Origin of the sequence: Quadrisphaera sp. RL12-1S (assembly GCF_014270065.1) — a bacterium.
GTDB lineage: Bacteria > Actinomycetota > Actinomycetes > Actinomycetales > Quadrisphaeraceae > Quadrisphaera.
The window spans coordinates 89493-112793 of record NZ_JACNME010000010.1 but is presented as its reverse complement, the minus strand read 5'-3'; the positions used below and the strand labels follow the sequence as shown (position 1 = coordinate 112793).

The following is a 23301-nucleotide window of genomic DNA, read 5'->3' as shown; positions in this document are numbered from 1 at the left end:
GGGGTTCTGCCCGTCGGGCGTCACGCCTTCCGGCGACGGCCCGCGGGGCCCCGCACGGCGCGCCGACCGGCGCTCGGGGGACGCCCCCGCCGTCGTCCCCGGCGCCTACAGTGGGGCTCCTTCCCCAGGCCCCGCCCGCGCCTGCACCACCTGCTCCACGGAGGTCCCCGCCCCATGCCCGCTGGTGACTCGTTCGTCCACCTGCACAACCACACCGAGTACTCGATGCTCGACGGTGCCGCGAGGATCGACGAGCTGTTCGCCACCGCGGCCGAGATGGGCATGCCGGCGCTGGCGACCACCGACCACGGGTACATCTTCGGGGCGTACGAGTTCTGGAAGGCCGGGCGCAAGCACGGGGTCAACCCCGTCATCGGCCTGGAGGCCTACCTCACCCCGGGCACCGCGCGCGGCGACAAGACCCGCGTGAAGTGGGGTGACCCGAGCGCCGGCCGCGACGACGTCTCCGGCTCCGGCGCCTACACCCACATGACGATGTGGGCGCAGGACACCGCGGGCATGCACAACCTCTTCCGGATGGCGAGCCTCGCCAGCCTGGAGGGGCACTACTTCAAGCCCCGCATGGACCGCGAGCTGCTCACCACCTACGGCAAGGGCATCATCGCGACGACGGGCTGCCCGTCCGGTGAGGTGCAGACCCGCCTGCGTCTGGGCCAGTACGACGCCGCCGTGGCCGCGGCAGCGGAGTTCCGCGACATCTTCGGCGCGGAGAACTTCTACTGCGAGGTCATGGACCACGGGCTCGAGATCGAGCGCCGCATCCAGAAGGACCTGGTCCGCCTCGCCAAGGCCCTCGGGATCCCGTTGGTCGCCACCAACGACCTGCACTACACGCGCCCCGAGCACCACGAGGGCCACGCAGCGCTGCTGTGCGTGCAGTCCGGCTCCACGCTGGCGGACCCGAACCGCTTCAAGTTCGACGCGGAGGAGTTCTACCTCAAGACCCCCGCCGACATGCGCCACCTGTGGCGCGAGCTGCCCGAGGCCTGCGACAACACCCTCGCCATCGCCGAGCGGTGCTCGGTGGAGTTCTCCGAGGGCGTCGGCACGTACATGCCGCGCTACCCCGTGCCGGAGGGGGAGAGCGAGGACTCCTGGTTCGTCAAGGAGGTCGAGCGCGGCCTGCTCATGCGGTTCAAGGGCGCCGTCCCTGACGAGAGCCGCCGCGTGGCCGAGTACGAGATCGGCGTCATCACGAAGATGGGCTTCTCGGGGTACTTCCTCGTCGTCGCCGACTTCATCCGCTGGGCCAAGCGCAACGGCATCCGCGTGGGCCCGGGCCGCGGCTCGGGTGCGGGCTCGATTGCCGCGTACGCCCTGGAGATCACCGACCTGGACCCGCAGCGCCACGGCCTGATCTTCGAGCGGTTCCTCAACCCCGACCGCGTCTCCATGCCCGACTTCGACATCGACTTCGACGAGCGCCGGCGCGGCGAGGTCATCAAGTACGTGACGGAGAAGTACGGCGAGAGCCGCGTCGCGCAGATCGTCACCTACGGCACCATCAAGGCCAAGCAGGCCGTCAAGGACGCCTCCCGCGTGCTCGGCTACCCGTTCGCCATGGGCGACCGGATCACCAAGGCGATGCCCGCCGCGGTGATGGGCAAGGACGTGCCGCTCAGCCAGATCTTCGAGCCCACCCACAACCGCTACGCGGAGGGCAAGGAGTTCCGCGAGCTGTACGAGGCCGAGGGCGACGTGCAGAAGGTGGTGGAGACGGCCAAGCAGCTGGAGGGCCTGAAGCGCCAGTGGGGCGTGCACGCCGCCGGCGTCATCATGTCCAGCGAGCCGCTGATCGACCTCATCCCGATCATGCGCCGCGAGCAGGACGGCCAGGTCATCACGCAGTTCGACTACCCGAGCTGCGAGTCCCTCGGCCTGATCAAGATGGACTTCCTCGGCCTGCGCAACCTCACGATCATGGACGACGCCGTCCGCCTCGTGGAGCGCAACCGGGGCGAGAAGGTGGTGCTCGAGGAGCTCGAGCTCGACGACCCCGAGACGTACGCGCTGCTGCAGCGCGGCGACACCCTCGGCGTCTTCCAGTTCGACGGCGGGCCCATGCGCTCGCTGCTGCGCCTCATGCGCCCCGACAACTTCGAGGACATCTCCGCCGTCGGCGCCCTCTACCGCCCGGGCCCCATGGGTGCGGGGAGCCACACCAACTACGCCCTGCGCAAGAACGGCCAGCAGGAGATCACGCCGCTGCACCCCGAGCTGGCCGAGCCGCTCAAGGAGGTGCTGGGCACCACCTACGGCCTGATCGTCTACCAGGAGCAGGTGATGTCCATCGCGCAGACCGTGGCGGGCTTCAGCCTCGGCCAGGCGGACCTGCTGCGGCGGGCGATGGGCAAGAAGAAGAAGTCCGAGCTGGACAAGCAGTACGAGAAGTTCTCCGGCGGCATGCACGAGCGCGGCTTCTCCGAGGCCGCGGTCAAGGCCCTGTGGGACGTGCTGCTGCCGTTCTCCGACTACGCGTTCAACAAGGCGCACTCCGCGGCCTACGGCGTCGTGTCCTACTGGACCGCCTACCTCAAGGCGCACTACCCGGCCGAGTACATGGCCGCGGTGCTGACGTCCGTGCGCGACGACAAGGACAAGTCCGCGCTCTACCTCAACGAGTGCCGCCGCATGGGCGTCACCGTGCTCCCGCCGGACGTCAACGAGTCGATCGCCACGTACGCCGCGGTCGGCTCCGACATCCGCTTCGGCCTGGCGGCCATCCGCAACGTCGGCGAGAACGTCGTCGACGCCATCGAGAAGGCCCGCGAGGAGAAGGGCGCCTTCACCAGCTTCGGCGACTTCCTCGCCAAGGTCCCCGCCGTCGTCTGCAACAAGCGCACGGTGGAGTCCCTCATCAAGGCCGGCGCCTTCGACTCCCTGGGCGCCAAGCGCCGGGCGCTGCTGTCGGTGCACGAGGACGCCGTCGACTCGGTGGTGGGCCTCAAGCGCCAGGAGGAGAAGGGCCAGTACGACCTCTTCGGCGGTCTCATGGGCGACGACGACGAGGACGGCGTCGGCCAGGGCTCCGCCCTCAGCGTCGCCGTGCCGGACCTGCCCGAGTGGGACAAGAAGGAGCTGCTGGCGCGCGAGCGCGAGATGCTCGGCCTCTACGTCTCCGACCACCCGCTCTTCGGCCTCGAGCACGTGCTGAGCTCCGCCGCGGACTGCTCGGTGGCCACGCTCCTCACCGACGAGTCCCGCCAGGACGGCTCGATGGTCACCATCGCCGGGCTCATCACGGGCCTGCAGCGCAAGATGACCAAGCAGGGCAAGCAGTGGGCCATCGCCACCGTCGAGGACCTCGGCGGCGCGGTGGAGGTGCTGTTCTTCCCCAGCAGCTACGAGCAGTTCGCGCACCTGCTGGCGCCGGACGCCGTCGTCGTCGTCCGCGGCCGGCTGTCGCGCCGCGACGACGTGCCCTCGCTGCACGCGCAGGACCTGTCCGTGCCCGACACCTCGGTGGCCGCTGACGGCCCGGTGGTCATCACGCTGCCCGAGCAGCGGTGCACCGAGCCCGTCGCCGACCGCCTGCGCGGGGTGCTGCAGGACCACCGCGGCCAGACGCTCGTGCACCTCAAGCTGCTCACCACCGACAAGCAGGTGCTGGTCTGCCTCGACGACGCGCTGCGGGTGACCCCGTCGCCGTCGCTGTTCGGCGACCTCAAGGCGCTGCTGGGGCCCAGCTGCCTCGTGTGACGCCCCGGCTGCGCGCGCTGCGGCCGCTGGTTCCCGTGGTGGGGCCGGTGCTGCTGGGGGCGGTGGTCGGGGTGGTGTGGTGGCTCGTCGCGCCGACGGGGCCGGTGGTGCTGCTGCAGGGCGGCTCGGTGCTGGGCGCCGCCGATCCCGGGCTCACCGCCTCCCAGGACGGCTGGCTCGTGGTGCTCGGCGCGGCGGCGGGGCTCCTCTGCGGCGTGGTCGCCGCGGTGCGCCCCGGGGACGCGCCCTCCCGTCGCAGCCTGGCCGTGATCGCCGGCTGCCTGTTCGGCGCGGTGCTCGCCTCGCAGGTGGGGGCGTGGCTGGGCCCGCCGTCGGTGGCGGCGCAGGTGGCCGCCGGAGCCGACCCGGCGCGCGGGCTGGTGAGCCCGCTGCGCAGCCACAGCACCGGGGTGCTGCTGGTGTGGCCGGCGGTGGCGGCCCTGGTGATGACGATGGGCCACCTGTCCGCGGCCTGGAGCGGCGCCCGCACCCCGCGCGACGCCGCGGCTGACGAGGCCGAGGAGGTGGCCGACTCCCCATGATCACGGCGAGTCGGTCGTGATCATGGGGAGACGGCCACCTCGAGGGGGTCAGCGGCGGCGGAGCTGGACCAGCACCTCGGCGTGGGTGGTCTGCGGGAACATCGCGAACAGCCGCCCCCGCACCGGCTCCCACCCGGGCAGCGCCTCCAGGTCCGTCGCCAGCGAGGCGGGGTTGCAGCTGGAGTAGAGCAGGTGCCGGGTCCGCGGGGGAGCGGCGTCGAGCCACGCGCACAGCTGCTCGCCCAGCCCCCGCCGCGGCGGGTTGACGACGACGACGTCGGGCGCGGCGGCCTCGGGCTGCTCCCGCGCCCACGCGGTGGCGTCGGCGTGGACGACGGTCGTGCCGGCCAGGCCCGCGGTGGCCGCGGCGTCGCGGGCGGCGGCGACGGCCTGCTCGCTGGTCTCGACGCCGACCACCTCGCGGTCCCCGGTGCCGGTGGACGCGGCCCCGGCCGCCACGTGCAGGGCGAAGCCGCCGGCGCCGCAGTACAGGTCCCACACGCGCAGCGCAGCGGCGCCGCCGTCGCGGCGCTCGTCGTCGTCGAGGTCGTCCACCCAGGCCGCGACCTGGGTGTACAGCTGCCCCGCCACGTCGGTGTTGGTCTGCAGGAAGCCCTGCGGGCGGGCGAGCAGCGTGACGCCGCCCTGCTGGACGGGCAGGCGCTCGGCGGGGGTGAGGGGGACCTCGACGTCGCCCTCGAGCAGGGCGGCGTGCTGGGGCAGGAGGTTGGCGGAGACGACGCGGATGCTCGGGACCTGCTCCAGGAGCCAGGGGAGGTGCTTGCGGATCCGCGGCAGGGACTCCGTGGAGCGCAGCACGAACCGGACCATGAGCTCGCCGGCGTCGTTGGTCGTGACGTGGACGTGCTTCAGCTCACCGCGGCGGGCGGGGACGTCGTAGGGGACCAGCGCGGCGCGGGTGACGAAGGCGCGCAGCGGCTCCAGGGCGTCCGTGATGGACGCCGGGTACAGACCGCACCGCACGAGGTCGACGCCGCGGCCGGCTGCGTCGAGGATGCCCAGCGTCGGGGCCTCGGCGGTGCCGGCGACGACCATCTTGGCGCGGTTGCGGAAGCGGCTCGCCGGGCCGGTGGCAGGGGTGAGCCAGGTCGGGACGGTGGGCAGCAGCGCCTCGACGCGCTCCTGCGCGTCGGCGACCTGGACGTCCTCCGGGACGCCCATGAGGGTGCACGAGCGGCAGGCACCGGCGTCGTAGTAGTCGCACTGCACGGGACGGCGGGTCGCTCAGGAGGCGGCGACGGACGCCACGGTGGCGCCCGTCAGGGAGACGAGGTCGGCGGGGGCGAGCTCCACGTCGAGGCCGCGGCGACCGCCGCTGACGAGGATGCTGGGGTGCTCGACGGCTGAGCTGTCGATGACGGTGGGCAGCTGCTTGCGCTGCCCGAGCGGGCTGATGCCGCCTCGCACGTACCCGGTGGTGCGCTCGGCGGCGACCGGGTCGGCCATGGCGGCGCGCTTGCCGCCCAGCGCCGCGCCGACCGCCTTGAGGTCGAGCTTGGCGCTGACCGGGAGCACGGCGACGCCGAGCGCGCCGTCGACCTCCACCACGAGCGTCTTGTAGACGCGCGCCGGGTCGATGCCGAGGGCGTGCGCGGCCTCCAGGCCGTAGCCGACCTCGGCGGAGACGGCGGCGTCGTGCTCGTACGGGTGCACGGTGTGCGGGACCCCGGCGCGCGTCAGGGCGGTGGTGGCGGGCGTGCCGCCGGCGGCGGGCTTCTTCCCCATCAGCGCGCCCTCAGTTGTAGACCGGCGGGTCGTCGAGGAGGTCCTGCGCGGGCAGCGAGCGCAGCTCGGAGATGAGCACCTGCTCGCGCCGCAGGATCGCTCGCTCCTCGCGCAGGCGGGTGGCCGTGTCGGGCAGCTCCAGCAGGCGCTGCCGCTCGGGCAGGTCGAGGACCATCCCGGCCATGACGAGGTAGCTCAGCACGGCCGGGTCCTCCGGGACGCCACCCGGCACGCCGGTGGTGGCGATGCCCAGCTGCTCGCGGTAGGCGGTCCACGCGGCCGCCGTGGAGGTGGCGAGGTCGGCGAGGCGGTCCTGGTCGGCGCCGGCCCGCTCGGGCACGGGGCTGACCAGGCCGGTGAGGTACGGGGTGCCGGCGCCCTCGTCGACGCCGTCGAGCCGGAAGCGCACCGCGCCGGAGGTGATGAGCTCGTAGCGGCCGTCCCCGGGACCGTCGGGCTCGGACACGTCGCGGACCACGGCGGTGCAGCCGACCTCGTGGAGGTCGACCGCTCCGGGGCGCGAGCCCGCGTCACGGCCGTGGCGCAGGGCGACCACGCCGAACGCGCGCTGCTCCTCGGGGAGGGACAGCAGGTGCTCGACGAGCGCGACGTAGCGCGGCTCGAAGATCGTCAGGGGCAGCACGAGCCCGGGCACCAGCACGGTGCGCAGCGGGAACAGGGGCAGCCGCTCGCTCACCACCACAGCCTAAGCAGCCGTCCCTGACACCCCGCCGTGATCATGGGCCTCCGAAGCACTTTCCAGCCGTGATCATGGACTTCCCGAACGAGGTCTGCGTCACAGGTCGGCGGCCACGGCGGAAAGTGCACGGGAAGTCCATGATCACGGAGGGTGTGAGGGGGTCAGGTGCCGCAGAAGGTCGTGTAGGGGCCGAAGGCGTCGGGGGCGGGCTCGGCGTAGCGCTCCCACCCGGGGCGCTCGACGTACGGGTGGGTCACGACGTCGACGAGGCGCTCCAGCGGCGCGAGGTCCCCGCCGGTCGCGGCCGCCAGCGCCTCCTCCACGAGGTGGTTGCGCGGGACGTAGACCGGGTTGACCGCGTCCATCGCCGCGGCGTCGGGGGCCAGCGGCAGCCAGCGGGCGGCCCAGGCGTCGAACCCCTCGCGGTCCAGGAAGAGGTCCCGGGCGGGGGCGCTGCTGCCGGCTCGTGCCGCGTCGGCCAGGCGCCGGTGCAGACCGGTGTGGTCGACGTGGTCGGTCTGCGCGAGGCGCAGCAGGTCGGTGACCATGCCGTCGACCTCGTCGTCGTGCCCCGCCACCGCGGCCAGGCCCAGCTTGCGGCGCGTGCCGGCGCGCCAGGCCGCGGCGAACCGCGGCCGGTACGCGCCGAGGGACTCCGTGGCGATCGCCACGGCTCGGTCGCTGCTGCCCTCGTCGTCGTCCTGCTCTTCCACGAGGAGGGGCAGGAGCGCTTCGGCGAAGCGGGCGAGGTTCCACTCGAGCACGCCCGGCTGGGCGCCGTAGGCGTAGCGGCCCTGGTGGTCGATGGAGGAGAAGGAGGCCGCGGGGTCGTAGGCGTCGACGAAGGCGCACGGGCCGTAGTCGATGGTCTCCCCGGAGATGGTCGTGTTGTCGGTGTTCATGACGCCGTGGACGAAGCCGAGCAGCACCCACTGCGCCACGAGGTCGGCCTGGGCGGCGATGACGGCGTCGAGCAGGGCCTTCGCCTGGTCGGCCGGCGACCCGGCCTGCGCGGCCTGCGGGTGGTGGCGGGCGATCGCGACGTCGGCCAGGCGTCGCAGCAGGGCCGTGTCGCCGGTGGCGCGGGCGTACTGGAACGAGCCGACGCGCAGGTGGCTGGACGCCGTGCGCGCGAGCACCGCGCCGGGCAGCACCACCTCGCGCTGGACGTCGCGGCCGGTGGCGACGACGGCGAGCGCCTGCGTGGTCGGCACGCCGAGGGCGTGCATCGCGGAGCTGATGACGTGCTCGCGCAGCATCGGGCCGACGGCGGCCAGGCCGTCGCCGCCGCGGGACAGCGGCGTGCGCCCGGAGCCCTTGAGGTGCAGGTCACGCACCTCGCCGGCGGGGGTGGTGAGCTCACCGAGGAGCAGCGCGCGGCCGTCGCCGAGGCGCGGGGAGTACCCGCCGAACTGGTGGCCGGCGTAGACCTGCGCCACGGGTGTTGCCCCGTCGGGGACGAGCCCGCCCGTGAGGAAGTGCACGCCCTCGGGGGAGCGCAACCAGGTCGGGTCGAGGCCCAGGTCGACGGCGAGGGCGTCGTCGAGGACGAGCAGTCGCGGCGCCGGCGCGGGGGCGGCCTGCCACGGGACGGCCAGCTCGGGCAGCGCGTCGGCGAAGGCGTGCGCCAGGCGCGGCTCACCGCCGGCGGGTGCGGGGGCGGAGGGCGTGGTCGCTGGAGCGCTCATCCCCCTGGCCAACGACCGCTGCGGCTGCTGCCTTCCCTGCGCGGCTCGGCAGTCCCGGGCCGGGGCCCACCGTCAGGTCCTCGAGGCCGGATCCGGCCTCGAGGACCTGACAGCGCCCCAGGGCCTGACAGCGCGGTGCGCACAGCGCCCATGATCACGGACTGTGTTGTGCACGACGTCCATGATCACGGTGGGGAGGGTGGGGCGGGTCAGGCGGTGAAGGAGCTCCGCCAGGAGTGCTCCGGCTCGTAGCCGAGCACGCGGCGGGCCTTCTCGATGCTCAGCAGCGTCTGGTGCTCACCCAGCTCGCCGCGGACCTCGACGTCGGGGAACACCTGCTCCATGAGCTCGGCCGAGGAGCGCTGCATCACGGTGTCGGCGTTGGCGATGACGAACACGTCCGCGCCGGTGGCCTGCAGCTCCAGCGCCTTGCGCACGGCCTGGGCGCCGTCGCGGGCGTCGATGTAGCCCCACAGGTTCCACACGCGGGTGCCGGGGTCGGCGTCGTAGTCGGGGAACTCGGCGTACTGGTCGGGGTACATGACGTTGGAGAACCGCAGCCCGATGATCTTCGCCTCGGGGTCCCAGCGGCAGAACTGCACCGCCATCTCCTCCCCGAGCGCCTTGCTCAGGGAGTAGCTGGAGTTGGGCCGCGGGTGGTACTCCTCGTCCACCGGGGCGTACGGCGGCGGCTCCTCCTGGAACGGCAGCCCGAGCACCGTCTCCGAGGAGGCCCACACCACGTTGCGGACGCCCGCGGCGCGCGCGGCGGCGAACGCGCTGTACGTGCTCATGATGTTGTTCTGGAACGTCACCGCGTCCGTGGCGAGGCCCGGCGCGGGGATCGCGCCGAGGTGGACCAGGGCGTCCACGCCGTGGCGGTGGTGCTCGTCCACGCCGAGCAGCGCCTCGAGCACCTGGCCGTGGTCGGTGAGGTCGGTCTTGAGGAAGCGGGCGCCCTCCGGCAGGGCGGCGGGGCCGCCGGGCGGCGGCGCCTGGTCGAGGTTGACGACGGTGTGGCCGTGGGCGACGAGGTCGGCCACCACCACCCGTCCGAGCTTGCCGGAGCCTCCGGTCACTGCGATGTGCACGGCCCAACAGTGCCCGGTGCTCCTGCGCCCTGCACCACCGAGGGGCTGTGCGCACCCTGTCGTCGGCCTGTCGCCGGCCCGCCGGCGGCTGGTCGGCGGCGTCAGAGCCGCTCGGACCCCTCGGACAGGTCGGGGCTGCGCTCGGGCTGCGGCACGCACAGCTCCAGCGCCCGGTGGCGCACGGTGATCGCCAGCACCCGCGCGGGGTCGATGACGTCACCGTCCAGCTCCCGCGGGTGCTCGCGGTCGCTGCGGACCACCACGCGCGAGGCGCGGTGCAGCTCGAGGTGCGGCACGTGCTCGTGGCCGCGCACCACGCCCCACGCCAGGCGCACCCAGTGCAGGAGGCTGCGCGGAGCGAGCACGGCGACGTCCAGCTGGCCGTCGTCCGGGCTGGCCCGCTCCACGAGCAGCACGCCGGCCTGCAGGCGCCCCACGTTGGCGACCACCACGCTGCGCGCGCGGCGCCGCAGCGGTGGCCGGTCGTCGAGGGTGATGGTCAGCCGCATGCTCCGGTCGCCCAGGTGCCGCAGCGCGCTCAGCACGTAGGCGACGGGGCCGAGCGCGCTCTTGAGGCGGGAGTCGGCGTCGTCGAGCATCGCGGCGTCGAAGCCCATCCCCGCCATGACGGCGAAGGCGCTGCTGAACGGGTGCCGGCTGTCGTCGTCCTCGTCCGTGGGGGCGGCCACACCGACGTCGATGCTCCGGCGGCCTCGCTCGAGCACCAGCCGCACCCCGGCGGCCGGGTCCTCCGGGACCCCCAGGTTGGTGGCCAGCAGGTTGCCGGTGCCGGCGGGCAGGATGGCCAGCGCGGTGGAGGTGCCGGCGAGGCCCTCCACGCACGCGCGGACCGTCCCGTCACCGCCGCAGGCGAAGACGACGTCGAAGCCGTCGGCCGCGGCCTGGCGGGCCTGCTCGACGCCCGGGCTGTCGGGGGTGGTCTCGATCCACTCCGCCGCGGCCCAGCCGGCGTCGGTGAGGGCGGCGTCCACGGCGGCGCGGCGGCGCTCCAGGTCCTCCACGCGTGCCGGGTTGACGACGACGGCGCAGCGCAGGGGCCCGTCCGGGGCCGAGGTGGTGGCGTGGCGCGCGGCGGCGTCAGCGGTGCTCATGGGGTCCTCACGCGGGGTGGTCAGCTGCAGCCGCACCGGTCTGGACGTCCGCGCCGACCATCCTGGCGGCGCCGCGCCCACCCCGCCCGGTGGAGCACCCGCTGGAGCACCCCGCGGAGACCCCTCCCCGGGGTCACGACGGCAGGTGGGCGTCCAGCCAGGCGACGACGTCGGCGGTGACCTCGTCGCGGTTGGTCTCGTTGACCAGCTCGTGCCGGGCGCCGGGGTACAGCCGCAGCACGACGTCGGCCAGGCCCGCTGCCCGGTACCTCTCGGCCAGCGCCGTGACGTTCCGGCCGCCCGGCCCGCCCACCGGGTCGTGGTCGCCGGAGACCAGCAGCAGCGGCAGGTCGGACCTGATCCGCGCCAGCGCCGCCGGGTCGGCCGTGCGCCCGGCGGTGGCGAGCACCCCGCCCATGACGGCGTCCTCGGTGGCGAAGCCGCACAGCGGGTCGGCCGTGTAGGCGTCCACCTCGGCCTCGTCGCGGCTGAGCCACTCGAAGCCCGTGCGCGGCGCGAAGCCGGCGTTGAACCCGGCCAGCCCCTCGCCGGCGTCGGGGTCGGCCGCCAGGCCCTGGACCACCTCGACGAGCCCGTCCAGCGTCGTCGTCCCCGACAGCACCACCCCGGCGTACGGCACCGGGCCGGCCACCAGCACGTTCTGCAGGCACATCGACCCCAGGGAGTGGGCGAACGCGAACAGGGGCAGGCCGCGGTGCTGGCGCGCCAGCTGGTCGCCGTACGCGGCGGTGTCGGCGAAGAAGCCCTCCGCGCCCGGGGCGCCGAAGCCGCCCAGCGGCACGCCCGCCGAGACCGAGCCGCCGTGGCCGCGGGTGTCGGCCCCGGACACGACGTACCCGGCGGCGTTGAGCGCCCGCGCGAACCTGTCGTAGCGGCTCGTGTGCTCGGCGAGGCCGTGGACCAGCTGGACGACGCCGCGCGGCGCCCCCGGCACCTCGTCCCAGGTGGTGGTGGCCAGCTGCAGGCCGTCAGCGGGGGAGGTGGTGCGGCCGGTGCGAGCGGTCATCGGGCGACTCCTTCGTCGGTGGTCCGTCGAGCGGGGCCATCATCGCGGCGCCCCCGCTCGGCACCACCACCGCGGGCGGCTCGGGCGGCTCGGGCGGCTCGTGGAGCAGCTGGTGCAGGTGGTGGTCCTGCCAGCGACCGGCGATCTCGAGGTAGCGGGGCGCCGTCCCGATGCGGACGAAGCCGTTGCGGGCCAGCACCGCCTGGGAGGCGGTGTTGTGCAGCAGCGTGTCGGCCTGCAGCCGGTGCAGGCCCAGCTCGCCGAAGGCCAGCCGGACCACCGCCGCCACCGCCGCCGTCGCCACGCCTCGTCCGGTGTGGCCGGTGCCCACCCAGTAGCCGATCGACGCCGACTGGAAGGCACCGCGCACGACGTCGTTCACGGTGATCCGGCCGACCACCTCGCCGTCGTCGACGATGACGAGAGGGACGTGCGTGCCGGCGGTGTGCCGCTCCAGGAGCGCCGCGACGCTCGCGCGCTGCGACGCCTCGGTGAAGAAGGAGCCGTCCCGCAGCGGCTCCCACGGCGCGAGGTGCTCCCGGCTGCGGAGCAGCAGCTCGACGAGGGCGGGGACGTCGTCCTCGGTGACCAGCCGGACGGAGATCATCGCGGCACGCTACCCACCTCGTCCTGTGGTGTGACGAGCGCCACACGCATTGTTCAGGGGTGGTGCATCCGTGGGCGGCGCCTCGTGCGCAGTACGGGCAGAGCGTCGCGACGGGCGGCGCCAGGACCCCGGAGGACCCTCGTGCGCACCACCACCTGCACCGCCGCCGTCGCCACCGCCGCCGCCGCCCTCGTCCTCGTCCCCGCGGCCGCCGCCTCCGCGGCCGGCAGCGCTGGCGGCACGGCGACCGTCAGCGTGCTCCACGCCGTGCCCGGCCTGACGGTCGACGTCTACGCCAACGGCTCCGAGCTCATCCCCGACTTCACCCCGGGCACGCTCACCGACCCGCAGCAGCTGCCCGCCGGCAGCTACGACCTCGCCGTCTTCCAGGCCGGCCAGCCCTCCACCGGCACGCCCGCCATCAGCGCGAACGACGTCGAGGTGCCCGCCGGCGCCAACATCACGCTGGTCGCCCACCTCGACGCGCAGGGCCAGCCGAAGCTCACCCCGTTCGTCAACGACACCTCCGCGGTGCCCGCCGGTGACGCCCGCGTCACCGTGCGCCACGTCGCGGCGGCGCCCGCGGTGGACGTCCGGGCCGGCGGGCAGCCGCTGGTGCAGGACCTGTCCAACCCGGACGAGGCCAGCGCCGAGGTGCCCGCCGGCACGGTCAGCGCCGACGTCGTGGCCACCGGCACCAGCAGCGCCGTCGCGGGCCCGACCGACCTGTCGCTGCCCGCCGGCACCAGCACGATCGTCTACGCGTGGGGCAACCCCACCGCCGGTGGCGTGCAGCTGGCGCTGCAGCGCATCGAGGACCTCGGCGGCGCCCCCGGTGGTGTCGCCGCGGGCACCGGCGGCCTCCTCGACCAGGGCGGCGTGCCCGGGTGGCTGGTGGCGACGTCCGCGGGTGCGCTCGGCGCGGCCGTGGTGGCCGGTGTGGGGGCCGCGGCGGTGCGGTCACGCCGCACCGCCGGCGACCGCGCGGCGTGAACGCCGGGCCCGGCCGCGAGCAGCGGCCCGACCGCGGCGGCCGGGCCGGGCGCGTCCTGACGGCGGTGGCGGTGGGCGGCCTGGCCCTCGCCGCCACCGCCCCCGCGGCCTGGCTGCTCACCGGGGCGAGCAGCCGGGCCGCACCCCTGCCCGGTGCGCTGCCCGCCACCGTGGTCACGACGACGACGAGCGCGCCGGCGCCCGCCGCGGCTGCGCCGTCGTCGTCGTCCTCCTCTTCGGAGGGCTCGCACAGCGCTGGCACGGCTGCGCCGGCGCTGCCGCGCCTGGTCGCCTCCGCCCCGGCTCCCGCCGTGGTGGCCGCTGCGCCCGCGCCCGTGCGGGTGCGGGTGCCCTCGCTCGGGGTCGACGCGCCCGTCGACCCCGTGGGGGCGGGCGAGGACGGCTCCGTCGTCGTCCCCGAGGACGGCGCCCGCACGGGCTGGTGGGCGCCCGGCGCCGCGCCCGGGGACGCGGACGGGTCCGTGGTGCTGGTCGGCCACGTCGACACCCCGGCCGGGCCCGGCGCGCTGTTCCGGCTGCGGGAGGCCCGGGCGGGCCAGGACGTGGTGGTCACCGACGCCTCCGGCGCCGACCACCGCTACCGCGTGGGCGCCACGGCGCAGGTCGCCAAGGCGGACCTGCCCTCGGCGGAGCTGTTCACCGGCACCGGCGCGCCGCGCCTGGTGCTCATCAGCTGCGGCGGGGAGTTCGACAGGGCCTCGCACCGCTACGCGGACAACGTGGTGGTGGTCGCGGACCGGGTCTCGTGACGGCCGGCGCTCAGCGCGCTCCCGGCACGAGATCCGCCTAGCGTTCGAGGGTGGAGCCGGTCGAGACCGCGGACGGCGCGCCGGGGGCGCGCGCCGCCCTCGACCGAGCCGTCGAGCGGGACTTCGCCGCGGGCCACGAGGACGCCCTGGCCCGCGCCTACGAGCGGTGGGGCGCGCTGGTGCACGGGCTCGCGGTGCGCGCCGTGGGACCCGTCGACGCCGACGACGTCACCCAGCAGGTGTTCATCAGCGCCTGGCGCGACCGCGACCGCTACGACCCGGCGCGAGGCCCGCTCGCCGGGTGGCTGGTGGGCATCGCCCGCCACCGGATCACCGACGCCCTGCGCCGCCGCGCCGCCCACCGCGAGCAGCCCTGGGACCCGACCGACCCCGGGGGCGCACAGCCCGCCGCGCTGGGCCCGGGCGCCGTGGTGGAGGGTGCGGACCGCAGCGTCGAGCACGTCGACGTCCGCGAGGAGGTGGAGAAGCTGGACCAGCCGCAGCGCCGCATCGTCGAGCTCGCCTACTGGGAGGACCTCACCCACGCCCAGATCTCCGAGCGCACCGGCCTCCCGCTCGGCACCGTCAAGAGCCACCTGCGCCGCACCCTGGTGCGGCTGCGCGGACGTCTGGGAGGTGCCGGTGGCACCGCCTGACCCGACGGCCGCACACCCCGGCACGGGGGAGCTGGCGATGCTGGCCGTCGCGCCCGACGACGACCGCCTCGAGGACGTGCGCTCCCACGTGGCGGCCTGCGCGGCGTGCACGGAGGAGCTCGCGGCGCTGAGCGCCGCGGTGGCGCCGTCCGCTGACGGACCGGCGCGCCGCCTGCCCCCGCCGTCGGTGTGGGAGGGCATCGCGGCGGCCACCGGCGTGCGCTCCGCGCCGGACCCGGCGGCGGTGCTGCGCTCCCTCGACGACGACGCGGGCACCCCGGCGCGGGCCGGCTCCGCCGGGGCGCGCACCGTCCCCGGGGTGGACCCGGTGGGGGAGCCGGTGACCGCGCGCCCGGCGGGGGCGGGTCGGACGTCGTCGTCGCCGTCGTCGTCGTCGACGGTGGTCGCGGGGCTGCCGGTGCAGCGGTCGCGGCAGCGCTGGTCGACGCCCGTGCTCCTGGGCGCCGCCGGGCTGGCGCTGGTGGTCGGGGCGGCGTCGGGGGCGCTCGTCGCCTCCCGCGCCCGGGACTCCGGCGGCGCGGCGGACCCGACGGCGGGCCCGGTGGTGTCCACCGCCGCGCTGCGGCCGCTCACCGCCGACCAGGGCGCGTGGACGGGCACGGCGCAGGTGGTGGTCACCCGCGACGACGGTCGGGGCCGGCGCGTGCTGGTCACGACGTCCGGGCTGCCCACCGTGCAGGGCGCCGCGTACGAGGTGTGGCTGCTCGACACCTCGACCGGCGGGCTGGTCTCCCTGGGCGCGCTCACCGAGGGCCACAGCCCGCAGGGCGGCTACGTGCTGCCCGACGGCGTGGACCTGGCGCGGTTCAGCGAGGTCGACGTGTCCACCGAGCCGCTCGACGGCCAGGTCGGCCACTCCGGGGTCAGCGAGCTGCGCGGCGCGCTCACCAGCGACGCGCCGGCGTCCACCGTCTCCGCCTGAGCCCTCCGGCCCCCAGGCGCCAGCGCCCCGCCCTCTCGCGACGATCATGCGCCTGCGCGTCACCACCCGCGACGATCATGCGCCTGCGCGTCATGTGGGGCGCTACCCGGCGGGGGATGTGGCGCGCAGGCGCATGATCGTCGTCGAGGAGGGGGCGGTCGAGGAGGGGGCGGTCGAGGAGGGGGCGGCGTTGGAGGCGCGGCGGCCCGCCGTCAGTGCGCGGCGGGCGTGTCCGTCCCGGCGGTCGGTAGGGCTTCGGCGAGCAGCTCCACGAGGTGCTTCGGGCGGCGACCCGCCAGCGCGTCCGTCTGCGTGCGGCAGCTGAACCCGTCCGCGACCACCGGCACGCCGTCACCGGCCTTCCGCAGCGCGGGCAGCAGCTGCTGCTCGGCCACGGCCACCGACACGTCGCGGTGGCCCGCCTCAGCTCCGAAGTTGCCGGCCAGCCCGCAGCACCCGCCGAGCTGGGTGGCGTCCACGCCCGCCCGCGCGAGCAGCGCCGCGTCGGCGGTGAAGCCCATGACGGCGTGCTGGTGGCAGTGCGGCTGCACCACGGCCTCGGTCTTGAGCTGCGGCGGCGTCCAGTCCGGGCGGTGCTCCGCGATGAGCTCGGCCACCGTCCGCACCCGGGAGTGCAGGGCGGCGGCGCGCGGGTCGTCGGGGAGCAGGCGGGCCGCGTCCTCGCGCAGCAGCGCGGTGCAGCTCGGCTCCAGCCCGACGACCGGCATGTCGGTCAGCTCGCCGTGCGGGCCCTCGAGAGCGTCGAGGGTCGCGGCGAGCTGGCGCTTGGCGCCGTCGAGCTGCCCGGTGGACACCCACGTCAGGCCGCAGCAGACCTTGGCGGTGGGCAGGTGCACCCGGAAGCCCAGGTGCTCGAGCAGCCTGACCGCCGCGACGCCGACCTGCGGGTCGAAGCCGTCGGTGAAGGTGTCGACCCAGAGGACCACGTCGGTCGTGGTCGACTGTTCGTAGCGCCCATGATCACGGACGGGGGTGCGGCGGGAGAACCAGGAGCGGAAGGTCTGGCGGGCGAAGGTCGGCACGGCCATCGCCGGGTCGATGCCCACCGCCTTCATGCCCGCGCGGCGCAGGGGGGCCACCTTCGCCGCGGCGTTGACCAGCGCCGGGAGCACGGGCTGCCCCAGCGCCACGAGGCGCGTCCAGCGCGGCAGCCAGCCGAGGGCGTAGTGGTTCAGCGGGCGGCGCCGGCCGCGGTAGTGGTGGTCGAGGAACTCCGCCTTGTAGGTGGCCATGTCCACGCCGGCGGGGCAGTCGACCGAGCAGCCCTTGCACGACAGGCACAGGTCGAGCGACTCCCGGACCTCCTCCGAGCGCCAGCCGTCGGTGACGAGCGTGCCGTTGGCCATCTCCTGCAGCAGGCGGGCGCGGCCGCGGGTGGAGTCCTTCTCGTCGCGCGTCGCGATGTAGCTCGGGCACATGACGCCGCCCGAGCCGCTGGCCGGCTCCGCGCGGCACTTCCCGACGCCCACGCACCGGTGCACCGCCGCGGTCAGGTCGCCGCCGTCGGCGGGGTAGCTCAGCGACAGGGGGCGGGTCGGGGAGATCTCGACGGCGACGCGTGCGGCCGGCACGCGCAGGTCCGCCTCCAGCGCAGCGGGACGGACCAGCACGCCGGGGTTCAGCAGCTCGGCCGGGTCGAACGCGGCCTTGACCTCCTCGAAGGCGCGCAGCGCGTCGTCGTCGTACATGAGGGGGAGCAGGGCCGACCGGGCGCGGCCGTCGCCGTGCTCGCCGGACAGCGACCCGCCGTGCGCCGCGACCAGGCGCGCGGCAGCGCGCAGGAACTCCCCGGACCTGTCCACCCCGCCGGGCTCGGACAGCGGCAGGTCGAGGCGCATGTGGATGCAGCCGTCGCCGAAGTGGCCGTAGGCGTGCCCGTCGACGCCGTGGCTGCTCATGAGCGCCTGCAGGTCGCGCAGGTAGGTGCCCAGGCGCGCGGGCGGCACGGCGGCGTCCTCCCAGCCCGGCCACGCGGGAGTGCCCGACGGCGATCGGCCGGCGTACCCGGCGCCGTCCTCGCGGATGCGCCACAGCGCCCGCGCCTGCGCGCGGGTGGGGATGATGACGTGCTCACGGGTGCCGGAGGCCGCCACGAGCGCGGTGGCGCCGGCGAGGGCCTCGGCGTCGCTCTCCCCGCCGACCTCCACGAAGAGCCAGCCGTTGCCGTCGGGCAGCCCGTCGACGTCGCCGCCGCGCGCGCGGACCACCTCCACCAGGCGCCGGTCGAGCCCCTCGACGGCCAGGGGCCCGTGCTCCAGCAGCGCGGGGGTGTGGTCTGCGGCGGTGGCCATGTCGGGGTAGCCGAGGACGACGAACGCCGTCGCCGGAGACTCCCGGACCAGCCGGACCTTCGCGCTCGTCAGGACTGCGAGGGTGCCCTCGCTGCCGGACAGCAGGCGGGCGAGGTTGGAGCCGGTCGCATCACCGCGCCCGCTGTGGCCGAGCGGGCCGCCGTGCTCGGGCAGCAGCGTCTCCAGGGCGTACCCGGAGACCTGCCGGCCGAAGGTGGCGAACTTCGTGCGCAGGGTGGCGAGGTGGCGGTCGGCGACACCGGTCAGGGCGCTGACCAGCTCGGGCGGGGGTGAGGTGGTGGACCAGCGGCGACCGAGGCCGTCGACGACGTCCAGCTCGAGGACGTTGGCGCTGGTGCGGCCGTACGCGAGGGCGTGAGAGCCGCAGGCGTCGTTGCCGATCATCCCGCCGATCGTGCAGCGGGCGTGGGTGCTCGGGTCGGGCCCGAACCGCAGGCCGTGCTGGCGGGCGTGGCCCTGCAGCGCGTCGAGCACGATGCCGGGCTCCACCAGCGCGGTCTGGGAGGTCGGGTCGAGCTCGAGGACGCGGTGGAGGTGCACCGACGTGTCGACGACGATGCCGGGCCCGCACGCGTTGCCCGCCACGGACGTGCCGGCGCCGCGCAGGGTCAGCGGCACCGACTGGGCGCGGGAGACGTCGACGACGGCCGCCAGCTCGTCCGCGGTGCGGGGGAAGACCACGACCTGCGGCACCACGCGGTAGTTGGACGCGTCGGAGGTGTACTCCGCGCGGCGGCGCGTCGAGGCGTCGACGACGCCGAGGGCGTCGGTGGCGCCGTCGCCGCGCACGCCGAGGGCGGAGCGCAGGGCGCGCAGCAGGTCCGGGGTGGCCACCTGGGCCGCACCGGCGCTGGGGGAGCCGCCGGCGGGCCTGTCGAGCTGGGTCGTCACGGGGTCATTCTCCCCGGCGCCACCTGTGCTTCGACCCCGCTGTGACCACCCCCACCGTGATCATGGGCGTCGTGCGCACAACCCCTCGTGATCATGGGAGTTGCGCACCTGTGGTCCGGAGCAGTGTCAGGCCGGGGCGCACCGTCAGGCGCTCAAGGCTGCATCCGGCCTCCACGGCCTGGCAGAACGGGTCGTCCTGACGGTGCCGGGCGTGCGACGTCCATGAACACGCAGGTGCCTGTTGGCTACTCCCATGATCACGGTCGCGGGGTGGGGAAACGAGGGCGAAACGCGGCGGTGCCACAGTCCGCCGGGTGAGCGATGAGGCGCTGCTGCCGGACACCACCACCTCGCCGGAGCTCGAGCGGATCGTCAGGGGCCTGCCCAAGGTGTCCCTGCACACCCACCTCATCGGGTCCGTGCGGGCCGCCACCGTCGTGGAGCTGGCCTGCAAGCACGGCGTGGTCCTCGACGGCGGGCGCACGGCTGCGGACCTCTACGACCACTCCAGCTACGAGGACCTCGGCGAGTTCCTGCGCGTGCTGGACGTGGTGGGGGCGGTCATCCGCGACGTCGACGACTTCCACCGCGTGACCTACGAGTCGCTGACCACCGGTGGCGCTGACCACGGCGTGCTCTACCGCGAGATCATGCTGAGCCCTCCCGGGCACCCCGGCGTGCCGTACCGGACGATCCTCGACGGCGTCATCGCCGGGATGCGCGACGCGGAGGCCGACGCCGGGATCCGCGCGAACCTCGTCGTCGCCGTCAACCGCAACGACACCGCCGCCGCTGGGGTCGAGCTGGTCGAGCAGGTCATCGCCGACCGCCGCGAGGAAGTGCTGGGCATCGGCCTCGACTACGACGAGACCATCGGCCCGCCGGAGCGGTTCTGGAAGGCGTTCCGCCTGGCCGGCGAGGCGGGTCTGCGCCGCACCGCGCACTCCGAGAGCGGACCGCCGCACCACGTGGAGACGATCCTCGACCTGCTCGGCGCGGAGCGCATCGACCACGGCTACCACGTGGTCGACGACCCGGCGCTCACCGCCCGCTGCGCCGAGGAGCGCATCCCCTTCACCTGCACACCTGTCAGCTCCGACATCGGCAGGTACTCCGGGTCGGGCGACGGCTCGCACCGCCGCATCAAGGAGATGGTCGACGCGGGGCTGTGCGTGACGATCGACTCCGATGACCCGCCGATGTTCGGCACCGACCCCACCCAAGACCACCGCGCCGTCGCCGCCGCCCTCGGCTACGGCCTGGACGAGCTCGCCGGCTTCACGCTCAACGCCGTCGAGGGCTGCTGGCTCGACGACACGGACAAGGCGGCCCTGCGCGCCCGCGTGGTGGCAGGCGTCGAGGCGCTCCGTGCGCAGGCGCAGGTGCAGGCGTAGGGGGAGCGGGCGTGACCAAGCAGCTGGTGCTCGGGGCGTTCGAGGTGGTGGCGCCGACGTTCCTGGCCAACTCCTGGCGCCACCCGCTGGCCCAGCCGGAGGGGTACGCCGGGCTGGCGCACTGGCAGGAGCTGGCCCGCCAGCTCGACGCCGGCGGCTTCGACTTCCTCTTCTTCGCCGAGGCCTTCGCCTACCCGATGACCGCTGACGGCGACGTGCCCGAGGTGGTGGTGCGCGAGGCGGTCCAGTTCCCCGTGCACGACGCACCGCTGCTGCTGTCGGGGCTGGCGGCCACCGTCGACAGGCTCGGCTTCGTGGTGACGTCGTCGACGACGGCGGAGCGCCCGTACCTGCTGGCACGGCGCTTCTCCACCCTCGACCACCTCACGGGCGGCCGGGTCGGGTGGAACATCGTCACCTCCGACATGCAGGACGCGCTCGTGCGCCTGCTCGGCGAGCCCGCGGTCACGGCCCACGACGTGCGGTACGCGCGCGCCGACGACTTCGTCTCCCTGTGCCTGACCCTGTGGGAGCGGGGCTGGGACGACGACGCGCAGCCGATGGACCGCGCCTCCGGCGTCTTCAACGACCCGGCCAAGGTGCACCGGCTGACCCATCGCGGCCCGTTCTTCAGCCTGGACGGCTACTACCCGGTCTCGCCGTCGCCGCAGCGCACGCCCACGCTGTTCCAGGCCGGGGCGTCCCGGGCGGGCAAGGACTTCGCGGCGACCTACGCCGAGTGCGTCTTCACGCAGGAGCGCTCCACGGACGCCCTGGCGCTGCTCGTCGTCGACCTGCGTGACAGGGCCGAGGCCCACGGGCGACCCCGCGACGCGGTGAGGGTGGTCAACGGGCTGTCAGTCATCGTCGGTGAGACCGAGGAGCAGGCGCGGCAGCTGCGCGCCGAGCTGACCGCCGCCCCCTCGCGCGAGGCGATGGCGGCGCTGTTCCTCGGCTGGTCGGGGGTGGATCTCACGCGGCTGGACCCGGGCGCCACGCTCGCGGAGGTCTCCACGGAAGTGGGCCGGAGCGTGCTGGCGCAGCACGCCGACCCGGGCACGACCGTCGGCGACGTGCTCGACGGTCTGCGGGAGACGATGGGCGGGTTCAAGGTGACCGGCACTACGGCGCAGGTGGCGGACGAGATCGAGGCCATCGTCGAGGCGACGGACGTCGACGGGTTCCTCGTGGAGCTGACCTTCGGTGGCACCGAGTCCTACCGGGACTTCATCGCCGACGTCATGCCGCTGCTGCGCGCGCGAGGGCTGCTGCCCGAGCAGCCGCGCCGGGGAACGCTGCGCGAGATGGTCACCGGTTCGGCGTCGCCCCGGCTCCCGGCGAGGCACCCCGGCCGTCGTGGGGAGTCCCACGGCGGCCGCTGAGGGCGGCATGCTCGGGAGATCCATGATCACGGCCGGAAAGCGCTTCGGACGTCCATGATCACGGTGGGGGGTGAGCAGGGGGTCAGCGGCTGGGACTCGACCGGGACAGCCGCGCGGCCGCCGCCGCGACGAGCAGGGCGGCGTGGGCCTCGGGAGCGTCCAGGCGGTGCCCCAGCAGCTCCTCGATGCGCGCCAGGCGCTGGTAGACGGCCTGCCGCCCGACCTGCAGCTCCTCCGCGGTCCGCGACGGGGAGCCTCCGAGCCGCAGGTGCGTCTCGACGGTGCGCACCAGGTCGCTGCCGTGCCGGGCGTCCCAGCGGCGCAGGCCCTGCAGCGTGGAGTCGGCGAGGTCGGCCAGCGGCGCGCCGGCGTCGTGGAGCAGCAGCTCCAGCGCCCAGGCGCGCGCCGTGGTCACGGGGCCGGCCGTGTCCGGCGGGGGAGGGGTGCTGCTGAGCAGCGAGGACGCCGCCCGGGCTCGGGACAGCGTCCACCGCCACCCCGCCGCGCCGCGGTCGGCGGTCACCGCGTCGCCCGCTGCGGCGCGCACGGGTGGCTCTCCGGCCCGGCGCCAGGCGGCGCTCACCGCGTCCGCGACCACGCGCACCGGGTCGGGCCGGTCGAGGGCGAACAGCCCGAGGACCTCCGCCCCGACGCGTCCCCGCAGCACCGTGCCGCCGGTGGTGCGGGCCGCGGCCTGCAGCAGCGACAGGCCGGACCGGCTCTCCGGGGCGTCCGCGGCCACGCCGACGACGACGTCTCCCACGCCCGGGTGGAACCCGGCGGCGCCGGCTCGCACGAGGACGTCGGTGTCCGGCGACTCCCCCTCCACGAGATCGGCGAGCAGGCGCGCGGCGAGCTGGTCGGGGCGGCTGGGGGCGCCCCGACCGTGCAGCAGCTCGAGCCCCAGGGCGGGCGCCAGGCGGTGGAGGGCGACGTCGACGTCGTCGTCCGAGGCACCTGTCGCCGCTGCAGCAGCGCCCGCCACGACGGCACCCCACCGGCGGCCCCGCACCACCACGTCCCCTGCTGCGCCGTCGGTGCGTCGACCACCTGCCACGCCGTGCGGTCGTCGGTGGTCCCCGAGGCGGAGACGAGCGCTCCTCCCGCCGAGACCAGCACCAGCGGGCGGTCTAGCAGCAGGCCCACCGCGGCGAGCAGGCCCGCGAGCCCGCGCTCCTCGGCCTGCGCGCCCTCGACGGCTGCGGTGACCCGCTCGGTGAAGCGCAGTCGGGTGGTGCTGCCGTCGACGATGAGGGTGTTGAGCACCTCGGAGATGCGGATGAAGGGCACGACCTCCCGCAGCACCACCAGCGGCAGGCCTCGTCGGGCGGCCTCGTCGGCCATCTCCACCGGGAGCGCGGGCAGGGAACGCCCCACCTCGACGGCGAGCGCGGCCAGGCCGCGGGCGGCGAGGTCGCGCACGTAGTGCCTGCGGGCGCCCGCGTCGGCCCCGGCGACCCCCAGGCCCGTGGTCAGCAGCAGCTCCCCGCCCGTGAGCAGCGGGCCGATCTCGTAGATCTCGCTGGAGTGCACCCACCGCACCGGCACGTCGAGGTCCACCCCGGGGGTGAGCAGCTCGGGCGCCGCGGCCCTGACCACCGGGTGCTCCAACGCGCTGCGCAGGGTCATGGACACCCGACGAGCGTACGCAGCGTCGCAGATCGACCGGGCCATGGCTGACGCCTTGACCATGACGCCAGGCGTGG

The 23301-nt window shown here is 75.1% G+C and carries 17 protein-coding genes and 2 pseudogenes; 8 read left to right on the top strand and 11 right to left on the bottom strand.

Features of this window, described 5'->3' with window-relative positions; translation table 11 throughout:
- Positions 1-174 precede the first annotated feature (174 nt).
- A complete protein-coding gene (gene dnaE, locus H7K62_RS16560; protein WP_186720385.1) occupies positions 175-3720 on the top strand; it encodes a DNA polymerase III subunit alpha in 3546 nt (1181 codons plus the stop codon).
- A complete protein-coding gene (locus H7K62_RS16555) occupies positions 3717-4262 on the top strand; it encodes a hypothetical protein (RefSeq protein ID WP_186720383.1) in 546 nt (181 codons plus the stop codon). Before dnaE ends, H7K62_RS16555 begins: the two co-directional genes overlap by 4 nt.
- A 48-nt stretch (positions 4263-4310) precedes the next feature.
- Here H7K62_RS16555 and H7K62_RS16550 read toward each other — a convergent pair whose 3' ends face one another.
- From H7K62_RS16550 to H7K62_RS16515, 8 genes and pseudogenes are all read right to left on the bottom strand, one after another.
- Positions 4311-5492 (bottom strand): methyltransferase domain-containing protein, encoded by a 1182-nt coding sequence (locus H7K62_RS16550; protein ID WP_186720381.1) that lies wholly within the window; start codon positions 5490-5492, stop codon positions 4311-4313.
- A 15-nt stretch (positions 5493-5507) separates the two neighbouring features.
- Complete coding sequence (ybaK, locus tag H7K62_RS16545) at positions 5508-6008, bottom strand: Cys-tRNA(Pro) deacylase (RefSeq protein ID WP_186720379.1); 501 nt, start codon at positions 6006-6008, stop codon at positions 5508-5510.
- A gap of 10 nt (positions 6009-6018) precedes the next feature.
- Positions 6019-6705, bottom strand: a complete 687-nt coding sequence (locus H7K62_RS16540) for an LON peptidase substrate-binding domain-containing protein (RefSeq protein ID WP_186720369.1) — start codon at positions 6703-6705, stop codon at positions 6019-6021.
- 164 nt (positions 6706-6869) lie between these two features.
- Positions 6870-8396, bottom strand: a complete 1527-nt coding sequence (locus H7K62_RS16535) for a protein adenylyltransferase SelO (protein ID WP_186720367.1) — start codon at positions 8394-8396, stop codon at positions 6870-6872.
- Between the two features lie 209 nt (positions 8397-8605).
- The gene (locus H7K62_RS16530) at positions 8606-9487 is read right to left on the bottom strand and encodes an NAD-dependent epimerase/dehydratase family protein (protein WP_186720365.1); all 882 of its coding nucleotides are present in this window, start codon (positions 9485-9487) and stop codon (positions 8606-8608) included.
- Positions 9488-9588: 101 nt separating this feature from the next.
- Complete coding sequence (locus H7K62_RS16525) at positions 9589-10599, bottom strand: diacylglycerol/lipid kinase family protein (RefSeq protein WP_186720364.1); 1011 nt, start codon at positions 10597-10599, stop codon at positions 9589-9591.
- A 133-nt stretch (positions 10600-10732) separates the two neighbouring features.
- Positions 10733-11626 carry an alpha/beta fold hydrolase gene (locus tag H7K62_RS16520; protein ID WP_186720362.1) on the bottom strand — a complete coding sequence of 298 codons (894 nt, stop codon included), beginning with the start codon at positions 11624-11626 and terminating at the stop codon, positions 10733-10735.
- Positions 11627-11729: 103 nt separating this feature from the next.
- A pseudogene (locus H7K62_RS16515) lies at positions 11730-12233 on the bottom strand (GNAT family N-acetyltransferase); the annotation flags it as partial.
- A gap of 141 nt (positions 12234-12374) precedes the next feature.
- On the opposite strand from H7K62_RS16515, the gene H7K62_RS16510 reads away from it, so the two are divergent.
- Genes H7K62_RS16510 through H7K62_RS16495 form a run of 4 tightly spaced genes read left to right on the top strand, consistent with a single transcriptional unit; the run spans position 12375 to position 15595 of the window.
- The gene (locus H7K62_RS16510; RefSeq protein ID WP_186720358.1) at positions 12375-13226 is read left to right on the top strand and encodes a DUF4397 domain-containing protein; all 852 of its coding nucleotides are present in this window, start codon (positions 12375-12377) and stop codon (positions 13224-13226) included.
- Entirely contained in the window at positions 13223-13996 is a 774-nt protein-coding gene (locus H7K62_RS24170) for a class F sortase (RefSeq protein WP_222437739.1), read from the top strand. The genes H7K62_RS16510 and H7K62_RS24170 overlap by 4 nt, the downstream gene beginning before the upstream one ends.
- 50 nt (positions 13997-14046) lie before the next feature.
- Positions 14047-14652 carry an RNA polymerase sigma factor gene (locus H7K62_RS16500; RefSeq protein WP_186720356.1) on the top strand — a complete coding sequence of 202 codons (606 nt, stop codon included), beginning with the start codon at positions 14047-14049 and terminating at the stop codon, positions 14650-14652.
- Positions 14639-15595, top strand: a complete 957-nt coding sequence (locus H7K62_RS16495; RefSeq protein ID WP_186720354.1) for an anti-sigma factor — start codon at positions 14639-14641, stop codon at positions 15593-15595. The genes H7K62_RS16500 and H7K62_RS16495 overlap by 14 nt, the downstream gene beginning before the upstream one ends.
- A 212-nt stretch (positions 15596-15807) precedes the next feature.
- Here the strand turns inward: H7K62_RS16495 and H7K62_RS16490 are convergent, their stop codons facing one another.
- Positions 15808-18819 carry an FAD-binding and (Fe-S)-binding domain-containing protein gene (locus H7K62_RS16490; protein WP_370591821.1) on the bottom strand — a complete coding sequence of 1004 codons (3012 nt, stop codon included), beginning with the start codon at positions 18817-18819 and terminating at the stop codon, positions 15808-15810.
- Positions 18820-19133: 314 nt separating this feature from the next.
- On the opposite strand from H7K62_RS16490, the gene add reads away from it, so the two are divergent.
- Positions 19134-20213, top strand: a complete 1080-nt coding sequence (add, locus tag H7K62_RS16485) for an adenosine deaminase (protein ID WP_370591820.1) — start codon at positions 19134-19136, stop codon at positions 20211-20213.
- An 11-nt stretch (positions 20214-20224) separates the two neighbouring features.
- Positions 20225-21595 carry an NtaA/DmoA family FMN-dependent monooxygenase gene (locus H7K62_RS16480; protein WP_186720353.1) on the top strand — a complete coding sequence of 457 codons (1371 nt, stop codon included), beginning with the start codon at positions 20225-20227 and terminating at the stop codon, positions 21593-21595.
- A gap of 82 nt (positions 21596-21677) precedes the next feature.
- Here the strand turns inward: H7K62_RS16480 and H7K62_RS24165 are convergent, their stop codons facing one another.
- Positions 21678-22652, bottom strand: coding sequence for a PucR family transcriptional regulator (locus H7K62_RS24165; protein ID WP_370591819.1), 975 nt, complete (start codon positions 22650-22652; stop codon positions 21678-21680).
- A 203-nt stretch (positions 22653-22855) separates the two neighbouring features.
- Positions 22856-23224, bottom strand: a pseudogene (locus H7K62_RS24160) (PucR family transcriptional regulator ligand-binding domain-containing protein); the annotation flags it as partial.
- Between the last annotated feature and the right edge of the window lie 77 nt (positions 23225-23301).

What these genes read in the sequence shown, in the direction of transcription:
- H7K62_RS16520 (WP_186720362.1), bottom strand. Translation starts at nt 11,626, where the DNA reads ATGACCGCTCGCACCGGCCGCACCACCTCCCCCGCTGACGGCCTGCAG.
- H7K62_RS16535 (WP_186720367.1), bottom strand. Translation starts at nt 8,396, where the DNA reads ATGAGCGCTCCAGCGACCACGCCCTCCGCCCCCGCACCCGCCGGCGGT.
- ybaK (WP_186720379.1), bottom strand. Translation starts at nt 6,008, where the DNA reads ATGGGGAAGAAGCCCGCCGCCGGCGGCACGCCCGCCACCACCGCCCTG.
- dnaE (WP_186720385.1), top strand. Translation starts at nt 175, where the DNA reads ATGCCCGCTGGTGACTCGTTCGTCCACCTGCACAACCACACCGAGTAC.
- H7K62_RS16525 (WP_186720364.1), bottom strand. Translation starts at nt 10,599, where the DNA reads ATGAGCACCGCTGACGCCGCCGCGCGCCACGCCACCACCTCGGCCCCG.